Origin of the sequence: Mycobacterium sp. smrl_JER01, assembly GCF_048513595.2 — a bacterium.
GTDB lineage: Bacteria > Actinomycetota > Actinomycetes > Mycobacteriales > Mycobacteriaceae > Mycobacterium.
The window spans coordinates 2,579,257-2,596,902 of the sequence record NZ_JBLXXK020000001.1 but is presented as its reverse complement, the minus strand read 5'-3'; the positions used below and the strand labels follow the sequence as shown (position 1 = coordinate 2,596,902).

Here is a 17,646-nt window from a genome sequence, read left to right as displayed (position 1 = left end):
GGGAAAGATCACCGCGACCTGACGACCGGACCGCCTGCCGGATCTCATCGATCCGGCACGCGCATCATGATGAGAATGCGCGTCATTGCCGACGGGCAACGGCATTGTGGGCACGCCGCTGTCAATCCCGCGCGCACCCGACGAGCGTCAACCTGGCTCGCGAGCGTGCGCAAAGTCAGAGTTTTCGGCGGCGTGGCGGCTGCAGACACGCACGCTCGCGCCAGACGGAGGGGTCAGGACAGCCGGGAGAGGACCTGTGCGACAACGTCGTTCACCGCGACATCGACCTGCTCACCGGTGTCGAGGCTCTTGACCCCGACGGTGCCCGCCTCCAGGTCACGGTCGCCGGCCACCAAGGCGATCGACGCACCGGAGCGGTCGGCACCCTTCATCGCGGCCTTGAGACTGCGGTCCCCGTAGGCCACGTCGACCCGCACCCCCGCCGCCCGCAGCTGTGCCCCGAGCACCGCCAGGCGCAGCTTGGCGTCAGCACCCAACGGCACCGCATAGACGTCGACCCGGGCCGCCGCTGCTGTTGATCTGCCTTCGGCGCGCAGCGCCAGCAGCGTGCGGTCCACCCCGAGCCCGAATCCGATGCCGGACAGATCTCGTCCGCCAAGTTGTCGCATCAGGCCGTCATACCGGCCGCCTCCACCGATACCCGACTGAGCGCCCAGCCCGTCGTGAACGAACTCGAAGGTGGTCTTTGTGTAGTAGTCGAGTCCGCGCACCATCCGCGGGTTGATCACGTACGGCACGCCGAGCGCATCCAGATGTGCCAGCACCGTGTCGAAATGCTCTTTGGCTTCATCGGAGAGGTGGTCGAGCATCACCGGTGCGTCGGCGGTCAGCTCCCTGACATGTGGGCGTTTGTCGTCGAGCACGCGCAGCGGGTTCAACTCGGCTCGCTGACGTGTCTCGTCGTCGAGGTCGAGTTTGAACAAGAACTTCTGCAACAGTTCCCGGTACTGGGGCCGGCAGGAGTCGTCCCCGAGCGAGGTGAGCTCCAACCGGAACCCGTCCAGGCCCAACGAGCGGAAGCCGGCGTCGGCCACCGCGATCACCTCGGCGTCCAGTGCGGGGTCGTCGACGCCGATCGCCTCCACCCCGACCTGCTGCAGCTGCCGGTACCGGCCGGCCTGCGGGCGTTCGTAGCGGAAGAACGGACCCGAATAGCACAGCTTGACCGGTAGCTGTCCGCGGTCCAGACCGTGTTCGATGACCGCCCGCATGACCCCGGCGGTGCCCTCCGGCCGGAGGGTGACCGACCGGTCACCGCGATCGGCGAAGGTGTACATCTCCTTGGACACCACGTCGGTGGACTCCCCCACCCCGCGGGCGAACAGGGCGGTGTCCTCGAAGATCGGCAGCTCGATATCGCCGTAGCCGGCCCGGCGCGCGGCGGCAAGGAGTCCGCCGCGCACGGCGACGAACTCGGCCGACTCCGGCGGAAAGTAGTCGGGGACGCCCTTGGGGGCGCGAAAAGACGAGGACAGGGACGGGGTGTCGGTCACGGAGTCAAACCTTCGAGGAATGGGTTGGTGTGGCGTTCGAGGCCGATGGTGCTGCGCTCGCCGTGCCCCGGTAGTACCAGGGTGTCGTCGTCGAGCACCAGCAGTTTCGTCACGAGTGACTCCATCAGATCGCGGCCGCTGCCGCCGGGCAGATCGGTGCGCCCGACCGATGACCGAAACAGGGTGTCACCGGTGAAGACCAGCTGCTCAGTTCCCTGCTCGACGCGGAACACCACCGAACCCTTGGTGTGGCCCGGCGTGTGATCGACGGCGACGGTGATACCGCCGAGGTCCACCTTGTCGCCGTCGCGGTCGAGTTCGAGGACCTGTCTGGGCTCGCGGAACAGCGCGCCGACGGTCAGCCGGCCCAGACCGACGATGAATCCCTGCCCGAGCGCACCGATGGGGTCGCTGAGCATGTGCCGGTCCGCGGGATGGATATAGGTCGGGCAGCCGTAGGTGTCGGCGACCTTCTGCGCCGACCACATGTGATCGATATGGCCGTGGGTGAGCAGTACGGCCGCCGGGGTGAGCCGATTCTCGTCGAGGATCCTGCGCAACGGACCCAGCGCGCGCTGACCGGGGTCGACGACGATGGCGTCAGCACCCTGGCGCGGCGCCAGCACATAGCAGTTGCATGCCAGCACCCCCGCGGCGAATCCGGTGATCAACACGCCGTCCAGCTTCCCATGTCCAGGTCGGGGCCCTGTTCAGGAGGGTCGCGCAGGGCGGCCTCAGCCTGAGCTGGCACACTCGGTGCCGACCGGAACGACTGCGAGGAGGACACCGGCCGTGCCGACGAACGAACAACGGCGTGAGACAGCCAAGCGCAAGCTCGAGCGCCAGCTCGAGAATCGGGCCGAGCGGGAGCGCAAGCGCCGCCTCTACACGATCATCGGGTCCGCCGCGGCCGCCGTCGTGGTCATCGGCGCGGTGGTGGCCACCATCGTGATCACCAACCGGGGATCGGACACCCAGACCGCGTCGGCCTCGCCATCCCCGACGGAGACCACATCGCCCTTCGATGTGCCACCGCCGGCGCAGACCGGGTCTCTGCCCGAGTTCGTCGCCCCCGAGGGCCTCGGCAGCAACTGCCAGTACCCCGAGTCGGCCGAGGCGGCCAGCAAGTCCAACAACCCGCCCCGGTCCGGGCGGGTACCGACAGAGCCGGCGATGGTCAGTGCCAGCATGGAGACCGATCAGGGCAACATCGGACTGCAACTCGACAACGGCAAGTCGCCGTGCACGGTCAACAGCTTCGCCAGCCTGGCCCAGCAGGGCTACTTCAATGACACCCCGTGTCACCGGCTGACCACCAGCGAATCGCTCGGAGTGCTGCAGTGCGGCGATCCGACCGGTGAGGGCACCGGGGGTCCCGGCTACCAGTTCGCCAACGAGTACCCGACCGACCAGTACCAGCCCGACGACCCGGCGCTCGGAGCGCCCGTGGTCTACCCGCGCGGCACGCTGGCGATGGCCAACGCCGGTCCGGGCACCAACGGCAGCCAGTTCTTCCTGGTCTACCAGGATTCGCAGCTGCCTCCGCAGTACACGGTGTTCGGCACCATCGACGAAACCGGTCTGGCCACCCTCGACAAGATCGCGGCCGAGGGCGTCGCCGGCGGCGGACCCGATGGCGCACCGCAACTCGCCACCACCGTGGAGTCCATCCAGCTGGACTGACCCAGGGGTGGTCAGCGCAGGGCGGCCGCCGAGGCCTGCGCGTCGGCGACGCTGACCACCAAGCGGTCGTAGTTCTCACCGTCGAGCTCTATCTGCACCGCGGGCGAGCCGACGCGGGCGACGGCGAACGTTTTACGCCCCTTGCGGCGCCATGTACCGATTTTCGTACGTCCGGGCCAGTGCAGGCCAGGGGCGCGCACGCCCGCCACCGCAGGTAACGGCTCGTCGACGACCTCGATCGCTGTCACCGCCGACAACGGCACGCGGATATCGCCGTGCAGGCCCGCAATCTTCTCGCCGAGCGTCAGACGCAGCTCAAGATCAGGCCCGTTCCGTTCTAGTTCCGCCACAAACCTTTCCTTTCTCATTTTTGAGAATGATATCACCAACGATAATAGGGCGATGGCCGCACTTGATCTCCTGCTGCACCCGGTCCGCATGCGCATCATCCAGGCGATGCTCGACGGCAGCGAACACACCGCCGGTGACTTGCGCGCCGAGCTCCCCGACATCCCGTCGGCGTCGCTGTACCGCCACATCGCGACGCTCGCCGACGCCGGCGTGCTCGAAGTGGTGCACGAGAGACCGGTCCGGGGCGCGCTCGAACGGACCTTCCGCCTCCACCTTCCCGCAGCCGTGGTGTCCCCTGAGTCGGCGCGCGGCTTAACCCGCGAGGACCATCGTCGCGCGTTCGCCGCATTCGCCGGGATGCTCATGGCGGACTTCGACCGCTATCTCGCCGTCCCCGAAGCCGACATCGTCGACGACGGCGTGGCCTTCACCCAGGCCGCGTTGTGGCTGTCAGACGACGAGATGAGGGCGCTGCGTGACGAGTTGGCCGCGGCGATCACGGCACGGATGGATCATCGCCGCGGCGCGGGACGCCGCAAACGGTTGATCAGCACGGTGACGATGCCCGCCCACTGAGAACCTGTCTCAGGCCGCGGAGGTGACGCGGTAGACGTCGTAGACCCCTTCGACATTGCGCACCACGTTGAGCACGTGCCCGAGGTGTTTGGGGTCGCCCATCTCGAAGGTGAAGCGGCTGATCGCCACCCGGTCGTTGGACGTCGTCACCGATGCCGAGAGGATGTTGACCTTCTCGTCGGCGAGCACGCGCGTCACGTCGGAGAGCAGACGATGCCGGTCGAGTGCTTCGACCTGGATCGCGACCAGGAACACCGACGACGGCGACGGCGCCCATTGGACATCAATGATGCGTTCCGACTGTTGTTGCAATGACGTGGCATTCGTGCAATCCGTTCGGTGCACGCTGACCCCGCCTCCGCGCGTGACGAACCCCAGAATGTTGTCACCAGGCACCGGTGTGCAGCACTTCGCGAGCTTGGTCAGCACTCCGGGCGCACCGGGGACGGCGACCCCCACGTCATCACTGGTGCGCTGCCGCACCGGCATGGTCGCCGGGGTGGATCGCTCGGCGATCTCGTCGGCGGCCTCGTCGTCACCGCCGAGTTGGGCGACCAGCCGCTGCACGACGTGACGCGCCGAGACATGTCCCTCGCCGACCGCGGTGTAGAGGGCCGAGACGTCGACGTACCGCAGCTCCCTGGCCAACGCGGTCATCGTCTCGGCATTCATCAAGCGCTGCAGGGGAAGTCCGCCGCGACGCACCTCGCGCGCGATGGCCTCTTTGCCCGAGTCCAGCGCCTCTTCCCGGCGCTCTTTGGCGAACCACTGCCGGATCTTCGCTTTCGCGCGCGGGGACACCACGAACGTCTGCCAGTCCCGCGACGGGCCGGCGTTGGGCGCCTTGGACGTGAAAACCTCGACTACTTCCCCGTTTTCGAGCTTGCGCTCCAGCGCGACCAGGCGACCGTTGACACGTGCGCCGATGCAGCGGTGGCCCACCTCGGTGTGCACCGCGTAGGCGAAGTCCACCGGCGTCGAGCCGGTGGGCAAGGTGATCACATCACCCTTGGGGGTGAACACGAAGATCTCCTGCACCGCAAGGTCGTAGCGCAGTGATTCCAGGAACTCACCCGGGTCTGCGGCTTCCCGCTGCCAGTCGAGCAGCTGCCGCATCCAGGCCATGTCGTCGATCTCGGTGGCGGTGTTGTTCGGCGGTACTCCGTTGCGCCCCTTGGCTTCTTTGTAGCGCCAGTGCGCGGCGATGCCGTACTCGGCGGTCTTGTGCATGTCGATGGTGCGGATCTGCACCTCCAGCGGCTTACCCTCTGGGCCGACGACGGTGGTGTGCAACGACTGATACACGCCGAACCGCGGCTGCGCGATGTAGTCCTTGAACCGCCCGGCGATCGGCTGCCACAGCGAATGCACCACGCCGACCGCGGCATAACAGTCACGGACCTCGTCGCACAGGATGCGCACCCCGACCAGATCGTGGATGTCGTCGAAGTCGCGGCCCTTGACGATCATCTTCTGGTAGATCGACCAGTAGTGTTTCGGCCTGCCCTCGACGGTCGCGTTGATCTTCGATGCGTTCAGGGTGGCGGCGATCTCGGCCCGCACCTTGGCCAGGTAGGTGTCCCGCGACGGCGCCCGGTCGGCGACCAGGCGCACGATCTCCTCGTACTTCTTGGGATGGAGAATCGCGAACGAGAGGTCTTCGAGCTCCCACTTGACGGTCGCCATCCCCAGCCGATGCGCAAGCGGGGCAATGACTTCCAGCGTCTCACGAGCCTTGCGCGCCTGCTTTTCCGGCGGCAGGAACCGCATCGTGCGCATGTTGTGCAGCCGGTCGGCAACCTTGATGACCAGCACCCGGGGGTCCCGCGCCATCGCGATGATCATCTTGCGGATGGTCTCGCCCTCGGCAGCGGTACCCAACGCCACCTTGTCGAGCTTGGTGACCCCGTCGACGAGGTGGCCTACCTCGGTGCCGAACTCCTGGGTCAGCGCCTCCAGGGTGTATCCGGTGTCCTCGACGGTGTCGTGGAGCAGGGCGGCGATCAACGTCGTGGTGTCCATGCCCAGCTCGGCCAGGATGTTGGCGACGGCCAGCGGGTGGGTGATGTAGGGGTCACCCGACTTGCGCATCTGGTCGGCGTGCCGCTGTTCGGCGACCTCATAGGCCTTCTGCAGCAGAGTCAGGTCGGCCTTCGGATAGATCTCCCGGTGCACCGCCACCAGCGGTTCGAGCACCGGGTTCACGGTGCTGCGCTGCGCGGTCATCCGGCGCGCCAGCCGGGCCCGTACCCGCCGGGACGCGCTGGTGGTCGGCTTGGCGCCCTCGACCCGCGGGATCTCCATCGGCTGGGTCGGCGGGCCGGGCGCGGCGGGCCGGGGCGGTGCCTGCACGACCTGGTCGGCCACGGGTTCCGTCCGAACCTTGTCGGCCATGTTCACCTCCAGGATCTGTGCTCTTCGCAGGATATCCGCTCAGACGGTGTAGAGGCTGGTGACCTCCAGCGGATCCAAGACAGCGCGGCCACCCAGAGCGGTGAGCTCCATCATCACCACCGCGCCGGTCACCTTGGCTCCCGCCCTGGTGAGCAGCTGGTGGGTGGCGGCCAACGTACCACCGGTGGCCAGCACGTCGTCGATCACCACCACGGAGCGGCCGGCGAGGTCGATACCGTCGGCGGGCACCTCAAGCGTCGCCGAGCCGTACTCCAAGGTGTAGGTCTCACCGAGCACCGGGGGCGGCAGCTTGCCGCCTTTGCGCACCGCGAGCACCCCGATGCCGAGGGTGACTGCCACGGCGCCACCGAGCAGGAACCCGCGGGCGTCCACCCCGGCGACCAGGTCGGCGCCCCGAGCGGCGTCGGCGATCGCCCTGCTGACTTCCGCCAACCCGGTCGCATCGGCGAGCACCGGGGTCAGGTCCTTGAACTGGATGCCCGGTTCCGGGAAGTCGGGAACCTCGCGGATCAGGGACGCGATCACCTCGGCGACGTCGCCCGATGTCGCCGGCCTCCCGGCTCCGGCGGTCACCGGCTCAGCTTCCAACGGTCCATGTTCCACCCCGCACCCCATCGCGTCGGATTCCCGCTCACCGCGTACATCTTGGTCGAGGTGAGCAGGGTTCGCTGCTGACGGTACAGCGGCAGCGTCGGCATATCGCCCCACAGGATCGGGCCGGCCTCGCCGAGCAGGCGCGACATCTCCTTGGGATCGGCGGTGACGGCAATCGTCGCGATGATGGCATCGATGCGCTCGTTGCGGTAGCGGGGCAGATTGTTGCCGTTGGCGCTGTGCAACGCGTACGCGTCGACGGCCGACGAGCCCGACGACCCGCTGCCGGCCGCGCCTCCGGTGGTGGCGATGAGCACATCGATCTGGTTCTCGCGCAACGACAACGGACCGATATCTGCCCCGCCGGCGTCTTCGACGGTGATATTGGCGGGCGCACAGGACCGCGCGATCGCACCGACCGTCGCCGCGAGTCTGGCGTTGGGGGTTTGGTAACCGATGCGCACCCTCAGCGGCGCGTTGTCGAGCGCGGCGCGGGCGGCCTCGGGATTGGCCACCGCGAACTCGTTGACCTGCGGGGTGGTCTCCGCGGCCCCGTAGGAGTCCTCGGTCGCGGTGTTGAGGCGGGCGTTGGCCACCGGCACCTCGGCGTTGCGCGCGATCACATCCCGCGGGGTGCACAACGCCAGCGCCCGGCGCGCCGGAACGTCGGCCAGCGGCCCCTCGGGGGCGTAGATCAACTGCTCGATGCCCGCAGACGGCGAGTCCGTGCGCACGTAATCGTCGGGCAGGTTGAGCGTGCCCGAGGAACCGGTGGCGATGTCGACGACGTCGTAGGCGCCTTCGTTGACCCGGTCCTGCATCTCGGGGCTACGTGGCCACACGGTGATCTGCCCGCTGACCGGCGGGGTTCCCCACCACTTGTCGTTGGCGACCAGCACCACGGCACCGTCACCGGTCACCGAGTCCAACTTGTAGGGACCTGACGACGGGAACTTCTTGAGGTCCAGCTCTGGGGTCAGATCCCAGGTGGTGTTCCAGACCTGCGCGATGCGCTCGACCACCGGTGCGTCGTTCTCCAGGATCGCGGTGGTGACCCCGCCCTCCCCGAGACCGAGCACATCGGCGATGACGTGTGCGGGCATCAGCGACGTCGCGGCGAACAGCTGCCCGTAGTCAGTGAAGGCGCGCTCCGGCGCGAACGAGACCCGGGCCTTCTTCTGCCCCGGGGCGCAGTCGATCGTGGCGATGTCGGCGTAGCCCGCGCGGCTGGCCGCGTCGAAGACGGGGAATCTCCCCGACTGCGACGCCCACGCCAGCACCATGTCGTCACAGGTGATGGGTTTGCCGTCGGAGTAGACGGCCTCGGGCTTGATCTCGTAGTCCAGGATCAGCGGTGCGCGTCCGACGACGGCGATGGACCCGAAATCGTGGTCGCCGACGATCTGACCATCCGGGCCGTGGTAGTTGAACCCGGTCAGGACGCGTGCGAACGCCTGCGGTCCAGCAGAGGCCGCACCCGCGACCGTGTTGGTGTTGTAGCTGACCAGCGTGCCGTCGACGGCGTAGTCGACCTCGTCGACGGTCGCATCCGCACAGGAGGTCAGCGCAAGTCCACCGATCAGGGCGAGCACCGCCGTGCACGCGGCAGCGCGGCGGCGTTTCCCGGGAGTACGCAGGCGCCAACGGCCGACCATCGGCGGCTACCGATTCCGCGGCGTGCGCTTACCCGACGGTCGTCCGGTACGGCTACTGGTCGGCCGCACCGGACGTGCGCCCGGTGCGGGCTTGTCCGGTGCCGTGGTCCCGGCAGAGGCAGTAGCCGCGACCGGCTCGGCGGCATGGGAGGAGGACTCGGCGCTCGCGGCGTCGTCGGTCACTTCGGCGCCGCCGGCACGCGCAGCCGCGGTCTTGCGGCGGTTGAGCACCCGGCGGGTGTGCTTGCTGACCAGATCGGTGCGCTCGCGCATGCTCACCAGGAGCGGAGTCGCGAAGTAGATCGACGAGTAGGTACCGACGATCACACCGACCAACTGCACCAGCGCCAGGTCCATCAACGTGCCCACACCGAGCAACCAGACCGCCACCACCATCAGCGCGATAATCGGCAGCACCGAGATCAGGCTGGTGTTGATCGACCGCATGAACGTCTGGTTGACCGCGAGGTTGGCCTGTTCGGCGAAGGTGCGGCGGGTGGTGTGTTCGAAGCCTTCGGTGTTCTCCTCGACTTTGTCGAACACGATCACCGTGTCGTACAGCGAGAAGCCCAGGATCGTCAGCAGGCCGATCACCATCGCCGGGGTCACTTCGAAGCCGACCAGCGCGTATACGCCGGCGGTCACCACCAGGTCGAAGCCGAGGGTGACGAGCGCGGCGATCGCCATGTAGCGCTCGTAGCGCACGGTGATGTAGATGGCGGCGAGCACCAGGAACACCACCAGCGCGATCAGCGCCTTTTGGGTGATCTGGTCACCCCAGGTTTCCGACACCGCCGAATCGCTGACCGCCTGAGGGCTCGGCTGGCCGTCCGGGCCGACGGGCTGGAACGCATCGAACAGCGCGGTGCGCAACGCCACGATCTGGTCGTTGTCCAGCGTCTCGGACCGGATCTGGAATGTCGCCGACCCGCCGCTGCCCACGGTCACGACCGAATCCGGGGCGGTGCCGATGGTGTCGGTGAACACCGTCTCCACCTGTTGGGCGGTGGCCTGGGGATCACTGCGCGGGAAAGACACCTTGGTGCCGCCCTCGAAGTCGATTCCGAGGGTGAACCCGCGTATTGCGATCGCGCCGATGGCGATCGCGACGATGATCGCGCTCACCGTGTACCAGAACTTGCGCCTGCCGATGACCTCGAACGCCCCGGTGCCGGTGTACAGCCGGACGAAGAAGCCGTGTTTGGGTGTGCCCGCGGAGCTGGCTTCCAGATCCGCGGCCTCGACCGCGCCGTTGTCCTCGGTGTCTGTGCGGTTTTCCGTCGCCATGGTCTATCCCCGTCCCGCCGCGCTCGCGGCCGCTCGACGTTCGCGTGCGATCTGCTGGACCGCGCCCAACCCGTTGAGCGACGGCTTGGCCCACAGCGGCGATTTGGACGCCAGGTAGACCAGCGGCCAGGTCACCAGGAACACGACGACGACGTCGAGAATGGTGGTCAGTCCGAGGGTGAACGCGAAGCCCTTCACCTGTCCGACGGCGAGGAAGTAGAGCACCGCGGCGGCCAGGAAGGTCACGGCGTTACCGGACACGATCGTCTTGCGGGCCCTGGCCCAACCTCGTGGCACGGCGGACCGGAAGGAGCGTCCCTCGCGGATCTCGTCCTTGATGCGTTCGAAGAACACCACGAACGAATCCGCGGTCATACCGATACCGATGATCAGACCCGCGACCCCGGCCAGGTCCAGCGTGTAGTTGATGTATCTGCCGAGCAGAACCAGGATCGCGAACACCATGGCGCCCGACGCCGTCAGTGACAGCGCGACCAGCAGGCCGAGCGCCCGGTAGTAGAGCAACGAGTACAGCAGCACCGCCGCGAGCCCGATGGCACCGGCGATCAACCCGGCCCGCAACGAGGACAGACCCAGGGTGGCGGACACCGTCTCGGCCTCCGACGATTCGAAGGACAGCGGCAGCGAGCCGTATTTGAGGACGTTGGCCAGCTCGCGCGCGGTGTCCTGGCGGAAATCGCCGGTGATCTGGGTGCGGCCACCGGGGATGGCCTCCTGGATGACGGGGGCGCTGACCACCTGGGAGTCGAGGACGAAGGCAGTCTGGGTGCCGACGTTGGCGGCGGTGAATTCCGCCCACACCCGGGCGGCGTCGCTCTTGAATTCCAGATCGACGACCCATTCTCCGGCTTGCTGATTCAGCCCGGACGTCGCGTTGGCGATCTGCTCACCGCTGATGAGGGATTTGTCCAGCAGATAGACCTCGTTACCGTCCTGCGAGCAGGTCACCAGGGGCAGGTTGGGGTCGTCGTTGCCGGCCAGCACGTCGTCCTCACCACAGCGGGTGGCCTGGAACTGCAGCGCCAGGATCTGGATGGCTTGCTCGGTGCTCTGGCGCAACCGCTTCTCATCCTGGATGCGGGTCGCGAGCGGAACGTCCTGATCTGCGGGCGCAGGCTCCGCACCGGGCTGGGGCGCAGGCTCCGCACCGGGCTCGGGCGACGGTGCGGGCGCAGGCTCTGGTGACGGTGTGGGCGCAGGCTGCTCGGGGAACGGGCGGGGTTGGGGCGCCGGCGGGGCCTCCGGGGCGCCTGCACCCGGGGGCAGACCCGGCACCGCACCCGGCGGGACACCAGGATCCACGCCCGGCACCGCACCCGGCGGCAGACCCGGCACCGCACCCGGCGGCAGACCCGGCACCGCACCGGGTGGCAGACCCGGCACCGCGCCCGGCGGCAGACCCGGCACCGCGCCCTCGGGTCCGGCCTGTTCTGGCGGCATCGCACCGGCTGCGGGGATCACGTGGACCACGGGCCGGATGTAGAGCCGCGCAGTCTGGCCGAGGCTGCGCGCCTCGCTGGTGTCATCGCCGGGGACTGTGATCACCAGGTTCTGACCGTCGATGACGACCTCCGAGCCCGAAACGCCGAGGCCGTCGACGCGGGAGCTGATGATCTGCTGAGCCTGCTGCAGCGACTCCCGCGACGGTGGTGAACCGTCCGGCGTCCGTGCCGTCAGCGTGACACGGGTGCCGCCCTGCAGATCGATGCCCAGCTTGGGCTCGGCCTCCCTGTCACCGGTGAGGAACACCAGCAGGTACGAGCCGATGAGCAGTGCGAGAAACAACGCCAGGTAGCGCGCAGGGTGAACCGTCGAAGACGATGCCACGGGTCAGAGTCTCCTCGAGATCAGTTCGTCAAGTACCGCACCAAGGCGCGAAGGCACGAAGGCACGAAGGCACGAAAAGACTACGTGCCGCTGCTGAGAGTTCAGCCGTCAGTCTTGGTGTTGGGGCGATCGGTGACCTCGCTGCCGGTCGCGCGTGGCTCAAGACCGTCGGCGGGTCCGTCGACCCTGGTGTCTTCGTCGACGGTGGTGTCCTCGTCATCCTCGACGTCCTCGGTGATGCGATCGCGCACCGCGAGCTTCATCCAGGTGGTGACCACGCCGGGCGCGATCTCCAGGTCGACATAGTCGTCGGTGATACCGGTGATGGTGGCGCGCAGACCGGAAGTGGTGTGGACCTCGTCGCCGATCTGTAGCGAGTTGTGCAGGTCGATGGTCGCCTGCATGGCCTTCTTCTGGCGCCTGGAGGCGAAGTACATGAAGGCACCCATGACGATGAGCAGCGGGAGGAAAATGACCAGATCCATGGCGGAAGTTCTCTCTGAAAGTCTGTGTTCGTCGGTCGTGTGGGCAGGCCGAATGCCTGCAGCAGGGATAGTCCGTCGTACGGACTCAGTTGACCAGTGTGCCATTGCGGACGCCGGTGGCCGTGACCCCGGCCCCGCAGGACCCGTGCAGGTGCCACCAACTTCGGACGGTCGACCACCGATCAGCAACGAATTTCGTCGTCTGAAAGCTGATGCCCTGACGTTTTCGCCACAGGGTGGCACGGTTCTCGACGGATCAGCGTCTGTAGCGACTAGGCTCGAACGACAACGCGGCAGTCGTCGAACCCTCAGTATCTCTACCGTTTCTAGGAGGTCTTCTGTGAGCGCTCTGGAACAGAGTCGCCACCTCGCCACCGCCATCCCCGGCCCTCGGTCAGCCGAACTGATCGCTCGCAAGAGTGCGGCGGTGGCCCGTGGAATCGGCAACACCATGCCGGTCTACGCTGCACGGGCGTTCGGCGGGATCGTCGAGGACGTCGACGGCAACCGGCTGATCGATCTGGGTTCGGGGATCGCGGTCACCACGATCGGCAACTCCTCCCCCCGCGTCGTCGACGCGGTCGCCGAACAGGCCGCCAGCTTCACCCACACCTGTTTCATGGTCACGCCCTATGAGGGCTATGTGGCCGTCGCCGAGGCGCTGAATCGCCTGACCCCAGGCGATGGCGACAAGCGGACGGCGCTGTTCAACTCCGGCTCGGAGGCGGTGGAGAACGCGGTCAAGATCGCCAGGACCTTCACCGGTAAGCAGGCGGTCGTGTCCTTCGATCACGCCTATCACGGCCGCACCAATCTGACGATGGCGTTGACGGCGAAGTCGATGCCCTACAAGCACGGTTTCGGCCCGTTCGCGCCCGAGGTCTACCGCGCACCGCTGTCCTATCCGTTCCGCGACGCCGAATTCGGCGGCAAGGAGCTGGCCACCGACGGCGAACTGGCCGCGCGGCGGGCGATCACCGTGATCGACAAGCAGGTCGGCGCCGACAACCTGGCGGCGGTGATCATCGAGCCGATCCAGGGCGAGGGCGGCTTCATCGTGCCCGCCGAGGGCTTCTTGCCCACGTTGCTCCAGTGGTGCCGGGCCAACGACGTGGTGTTCATCGCCGATGAGGTGCAGACCGGGTTCGCCCGAACCGGCGCGATGTTCGCCTGCGAGCACGAAGGACCAGACGGGCTGGTTCCCGACCTGATCGTGACCGCGAAGGGCATCGCCGACGGCATGCCGCTGTCGGCGGTCACCGGGCGCGCCGACATCATGGACGCACCGCACGTCGGTGGGCTGGGCGGCACCTACGGCGGCAACCCGGTGGCGTGCGCCGCCGCGTTGGCCACCATCGAGACCATCGAATCCGACGGCCTGGTGGCGCGTGCCGCGCACATCGAGACACTGATGAAGGACAAGCTGGGCCGCATGCAGGCCGAAGACGACCGTATCGGTGACGTCCGGGGCCGCGGCGCGATGATCGCCGTCGAGTTGGTGAAGCCCGGCACCACCGAACCTGACGCCGAACTGACCAAGAAGTTGAGCACCGCCGCTCATCAAGCCGGAGTGATCGTGCTGACGTGCGGCACCTTCGGCAACGTGCTGCGCTTCCTTCCGCCGCTGGCCATCAGCGACGAGTTGCTGCTCGAAGGCCTCGACGTCCTCGAACTGTTGCTGCGCGACCTCTGATCCCACCCCCCGACCGACTCAAGGAGCCGCCTGACATGACCACCGTTCAGAACTTCATCGACGGCCAACTGGTCGATTCGAGCAGCGGAGCCACCATGCCGCTCATCGATCCGAGCACCGGCGAGCAGTACGGCACCGCTCCGGTGTCCAACGAGCAGGACATCGACACCGCGTACGGGGCGGCGGCCCGAGCGTTCAAGGAATGGAAGAGAACCACCCCGTCCCAGCGGCAGAAGGCGTTGCTCGACTTCGCCGACGAGGTCGAGAAAGCTGCCGACGACCTGGTTGCCGCCGAGGGCCGCAACACCGGTAAGCCCAACCATGTCACCGCGGTCGAGGAGATCCCGCCGATGGTCGACCAGATCCGCTTCTTCGCCGGGGCGGCGCGGGTGCTGGAGGGCAAGTCGGCGGGCGAGTACATGGCCGACCACACCTCGTGGATCCGCCGCGAGCCGGTCGGGGTGATCGGTCAGGTGGCGCCGTGGAATTACCCCATGATGATGGCGATCTGGAAGATCTGTCCCGCCATCGCGGCGGGCAACACCGTGGTGATCAAGCCGAGCGACACCACGCCGGTGACGACGGTGATGCTCGCCGAGCTGGCCGCCAGGCATCTGCCCGCCGGCGTGCTCAACGTGGTGACCGGTGACCGGGTCACCGGGGCCAACCTGGTGTCGCACCCGACACCGGAGATGGTTGCCATCACCGGTTCGGTGGCGGCGGGCAAGGCCGTGGCGGTCAGCGCCGGCGGCAATCTCAAGCGCACCCACCTCGAGCTGGGCGGCAAGGCGCCGGTGGTGGTGTTCGACGACGCCGATTTGAGCGCGGCCGCCGAGGGCATCGCGACCGCGGCGTACTTCAACGCCGGGCAGGACTGCACGGCGGCGACGCGGGTCCTGGCGTCGGCATCGATCGCCGCCGACCTCACCGCGGCCCTGGCCGAGCAGGCCAAGGGCGCGACGACGACGTTCGGTCGCGCCGCCGATGACGAGGACGCCTGGGTCCCACCGGTCAACAATGTGAATCAGATGGAGCGGGTGCTGTCCTTCTTCTCCGACGTCCCGTCGCACGCCAATGTCGCCGTCGGCGGTAATCGTCAGGGCGACAAGGGTTTCTATGTCGAGCCTACGGTGATCGGCGGACTGCGCCAGGACGACCGGCTGATTCAGCAGGAGATCTTCGGCCCGGTGATCACCGTGCAGTCGTTCTCCGACGAGGACGAGGCGATCGGCTGGGCCAACGGTGTCGAGTACGGACTGGCTTCCTCGGTATGGACCAAAGACGTGTCCCGGGCGCTGCGGGTGTCCAATGCGCTGGACTTCGGCTGCGTGTGGATCAACACCCACATCCCGCTCGTCGCCGAGATGCCGCACGGCGGGTTCAAGAGCTCCGGCCACGGCAAGGATCTGTCGATGTACGGCCTGGAGGACTACACCCGCATCAAGCACGTGATGGCCTACACCGGCTAGTTGGTCGCGACACCCGGGGCGACGTCCCGGGTCCCTCCGCCGTGCGGGGAGACGGGCCGCGCCGGGGCGTCCGACCAACAGCCACGAACGCGGCGAAGGCGGGCAGCGTCCGCCGCGGGCGACCTCAGCGTTGCGGTATCTCGATGTCGGAGAACAGGACTCGCACTCCCCCGGTGGAGAGTCGGGCCATCGCTTCGAAAAACGCCGCGGCTTCGACGGTGGTGACGGCGGAGCTGGCGGCGTCGTAGTCCGGGTAATACAGGTCGATCATCCGATGGGCAGGGGTCGGGCTGCCATCCTCTTTGGGCCATACCTTCGACGCCTCGAACCGGATGTACCCCGGGATCTTGCGGGCAGCTTGCAGTTGTTCGACTTCGTAGGCCGCTTCGAACGACTCCGGATCTGCCGGATTGTCGTAGATGGCCGTGATCTTGGTTTCCGACATTGCGTTGCTCCGTTCCACGATGGCCGTCAATGGCCGGGTGACTGGCCCGGTGGGCGGTGTGTCCCCGGTGCTCGATCAGCACCGGCGCTGTTCCGGCGATGTTGTTGTATCGCATCGGCAGCACATCCGCATCAGCTCGCCGGGGTGCCGACCGTGATCCTGGCGGGGCGTCGTAGACCGGCGTCGGACGCGGCGGGAGCCACAGCAACTCGGCACGAACGGAATTGACAGTCGACGACCCACTCGGCAATATATTGCATGTCGCCCAGCGGCATCTGGAATCCGTCCGGGCGTGCTCGGGCTGTCACCCACAGCCCGCGATGAGCCGCCGTCATCAGTTGGGAGAGCTGCCACATGCCGATCCGGGACTTCGCGCGCTATCCCCTCACCTTCGGTCCCAGTCCGATCCACCCGTTGCAGCGACTGACCCGACATCTCGGTGGCGCCGAAATCTGGGCCAAGCGTGAAGACGTCAACTGCGGTCTGGCGTACGGCGGCAACAAAACCCGCAAGCTCGAGTACCTGATCCCCGATGCACTTCAACAGGGTGCCGACACCCTGGTCACCATCGGCGGTGTGCAATCGAACCACACCCGGCAGGTCGCCGCCGTCGCCGCAAAACTCGGCCTCAGGGCCGTCCTGGTCCAGGAGAGGTGGGTGGACTGGCCGGACTCGGTCAACGACAAGGTCGGCAATATCCTGCTGTCACGGATCATGGGCGCCGATGTCCGGCTCGACCCTTCGGGCTTCGGCATCGAGTTCAAAAACAGCTGGCACAACGCCATCGAGGATGTCAAACGTGCCGGCGGAACACCGTACGCCATCCCGGCCGGAGCCTCGGATCACCGGCTCGGCGGACTGGGTTTCGCGAACTGGGCCGACGAAGTGCAACAGCAGGAAGAAGAACTCGGCATCTTCTTCGACACCGTCGTCGTATGTAGTGTCACCGGCTCGACCCATGCCGGCATGATCGCCGGTTTCGCCGGCCAGCGGCGGCCGCGGCGGGTGATCGGCATCGACGCGTCGGCCAAACCAGCCGCAACCCGAGAGCAGGTCGAACGCATCGCACGCAACACCGCCGAGCTCATCGACCTGGGCCGCGACCTGCGCACCGATGAGATCACCGTGCTTGAGGGGTGGGCCGGGGAACGCTACGGAGTTCCGGTGGCGTCGACCGTCGACGCCATCACGCTGACCGGCCGACTCGAGGGCGTCATCCTCGACCCGGTCTACGAAGGAAAGTCCATGGCCGGCCTGATCGCACTCGTGAGGTCCGGGGAGATCGACGCGCGGTCCAGAGTCCTGTTCGCCCACCTCGGCGGGCAACCGGCGCTCAACGCCTACAGCGGCATCTTCTGACGCTGACCCCCACAGCACCGTTTCCGCGGCACCGTCTCAGTCGTACCCGTGGGCACTTTTCGAGGCTGAGGCATCGCTTGGACACCGCGAGCGGCCTGGACGGGGGCCGCGACCGATCCCGGCACCGCACGGCCCAGCTGACCATGGGAGCAATGGCTCGGCGGTTCACAGCACATTGGCAGTCGGAGCGGGCGACTTTCGGGATTAAAATTAGTTTTACTAACGTAGTTTTCTGCAGCGGACGTTGCGCCCGCACCCGATGCCACATCAGA

The 17,646-nt window shown here is 67.3% G+C and carries 15 protein-coding genes; 5 read left to right on the top strand and 10 right to left on the bottom strand.

Annotated elements, in window-relative coordinates; all coding sequences use genetic code 11:
* Nucleotides 1-233: 233 nt before the first annotated feature.
* A complete protein-coding gene (gene hisS / locus ACNUDN_RS12350; RefSeq protein ID WP_419125129.1) occupies nt 234-1,496 on the bottom strand; it encodes a histidine--tRNA ligase in 1,263 nt (420 codons plus the stop codon).
* Nucleotides 1,497-1,510: 14 nt separating this feature from the next.
* Nucleotides 1,511-2,188: an MBL fold metallo-hydrolase gene (locus tag ACNUDN_RS12345; RefSeq protein WP_419122212.1), complete on the bottom strand. Its 678-nt coding sequence runs from the start codon at nt 2,186-2,188 to the stop codon at nt 1,511-1,513.
* Between the two features lie 118 nt (nt 2,189-2,306).
* On the opposite strand from ACNUDN_RS12345, the gene ACNUDN_RS12340 reads away from it, so the two are divergent.
* Nucleotides 2,307-3,197: a peptidylprolyl isomerase gene (locus ACNUDN_RS12340; protein ID WP_419122211.1), complete on the top strand. Its 891-nt coding sequence runs from the start codon at nt 2,307-2,309 to the stop codon at nt 3,195-3,197.
* An 11-nt stretch (nt 3,198-3,208) separates the two neighbouring features.
* Here the strand turns inward: ACNUDN_RS12340 and ACNUDN_RS12335 are convergent, their stop codons facing one another.
* Complete coding sequence (locus ACNUDN_RS12335) at nt 3,209-3,565, bottom strand: hypothetical protein (protein WP_419122210.1); 357 nt, start codon at nt 3,563-3,565, stop codon at nt 3,209-3,211.
* A 34-nt stretch (nt 3,566-3,599) separates the two neighbouring features.
* Here ACNUDN_RS12335 and ACNUDN_RS12330 point away from each other — a divergent pair, with 34 nt between their 5' ends.
* Nucleotides 3,600-4,124: a helix-turn-helix domain-containing protein gene (locus tag ACNUDN_RS12330; protein WP_419122209.1), complete on the top strand. Its 525-nt coding sequence runs from the start codon at nt 3,600-3,602 to the stop codon at nt 4,122-4,124.
* Nucleotides 4,125-4,133: 9 nt separating this feature from the next.
* Here ACNUDN_RS12330 and ACNUDN_RS12325 read toward each other — a convergent pair whose 3' ends face one another.
* The 6 genes from ACNUDN_RS12325 to yajC all read right to left on the bottom strand — a co-directional run bounded on the left by ACNUDN_RS12325 (nt 4,134) and on the right by yajC (nt 12,408).
* Nucleotides 4,134-6,428 (bottom strand): RelA/SpoT family protein, encoded by a 2,295-nt coding sequence (locus ACNUDN_RS12325; RefSeq protein ID WP_419125128.1) that lies wholly within the window; start codon nt 6,426-6,428, stop codon nt 4,134-4,136.
* 129 nt (nt 6,429-6,557) lie between these two features.
* A complete protein-coding gene (locus tag ACNUDN_RS12320; protein WP_419122208.1) occupies nt 6,558-7,154 on the bottom strand; it encodes an adenine phosphoribosyltransferase in 597 nt (198 codons plus the stop codon).
* Entirely contained in the window at nt 7,109-8,788 is a 1,680-nt protein-coding gene (locus ACNUDN_RS12315; protein WP_419122207.1) for an ABC transporter substrate-binding protein, read from the bottom strand. The genes ACNUDN_RS12320 and ACNUDN_RS12315 overlap by 46 nt, the downstream gene beginning before the upstream one ends.
* Nucleotides 8,789-8,794: 6 nt before the next feature.
* Complete coding sequence (secF, locus tag ACNUDN_RS12310; protein WP_419122206.1) at nt 8,795-10,075, bottom strand: protein translocase subunit SecF; 1,281 nt, start codon at nt 10,073-10,075, stop codon at nt 8,795-8,797.
* A 3-nt stretch (nt 10,076-10,078) separates the two neighbouring features.
* A complete protein-coding gene (secD, locus tag ACNUDN_RS12305; RefSeq protein WP_419122205.1) occupies nt 10,079-11,923 on the bottom strand; it encodes a protein translocase subunit SecD in 1,845 nt (614 codons plus the stop codon).
* Nucleotides 11,924-12,024: 101 nt separating this feature from the next.
* Nucleotides 12,025-12,408 carry a preprotein translocase subunit YajC gene (gene yajC, locus ACNUDN_RS12300; RefSeq protein WP_419122204.1) on the bottom strand — a complete coding sequence of 128 codons (384 nt, stop codon included), beginning with the start codon at nt 12,406-12,408 and terminating at the stop codon, nt 12,025-12,027.
* Between the two features lie 340 nt (nt 12,409-12,748).
* On the opposite strand from yajC, the gene gabT reads away from it, so the two are divergent.
* Nucleotides 12,749-14,101, top strand: coding sequence for a 4-aminobutyrate--2-oxoglutarate transaminase (gene gabT, locus ACNUDN_RS12295; RefSeq protein ID WP_419122203.1), 1,353 nt, complete (start codon nt 12,749-12,751; stop codon nt 14,099-14,101).
* Between the two features lie 35 nt (nt 14,102-14,136).
* Complete coding sequence (locus tag ACNUDN_RS12290; protein ID WP_419122202.1) at nt 14,137-15,570, top strand: gamma-aminobutyraldehyde dehydrogenase; 1,434 nt, start codon at nt 14,137-14,139, stop codon at nt 15,568-15,570.
* Nucleotides 15,571-15,694: 124 nt separating this feature from the next.
* Here the strand turns inward: ACNUDN_RS12290 and ACNUDN_RS12285 are convergent, their stop codons facing one another.
* Complete coding sequence (locus ACNUDN_RS12285) at nt 15,695-16,015, bottom strand: EthD family reductase (RefSeq protein WP_419122201.1); 321 nt, start codon at nt 16,013-16,015, stop codon at nt 15,695-15,697.
* Nucleotides 16,016-16,369: 354 nt separating this feature from the next.
* On the opposite strand from ACNUDN_RS12285, the gene ACNUDN_RS12280 reads away from it, so the two are divergent.
* Nucleotides 16,370-17,374 carry a 1-aminocyclopropane-1-carboxylate deaminase gene (locus tag ACNUDN_RS12280; RefSeq protein WP_419122200.1) on the top strand — a complete coding sequence of 335 codons (1,005 nt, stop codon included), beginning with the start codon at nt 16,370-16,372 and terminating at the stop codon, nt 17,372-17,374.
* Nucleotides 17,375-17,646 lie beyond the last annotated feature (272 nt).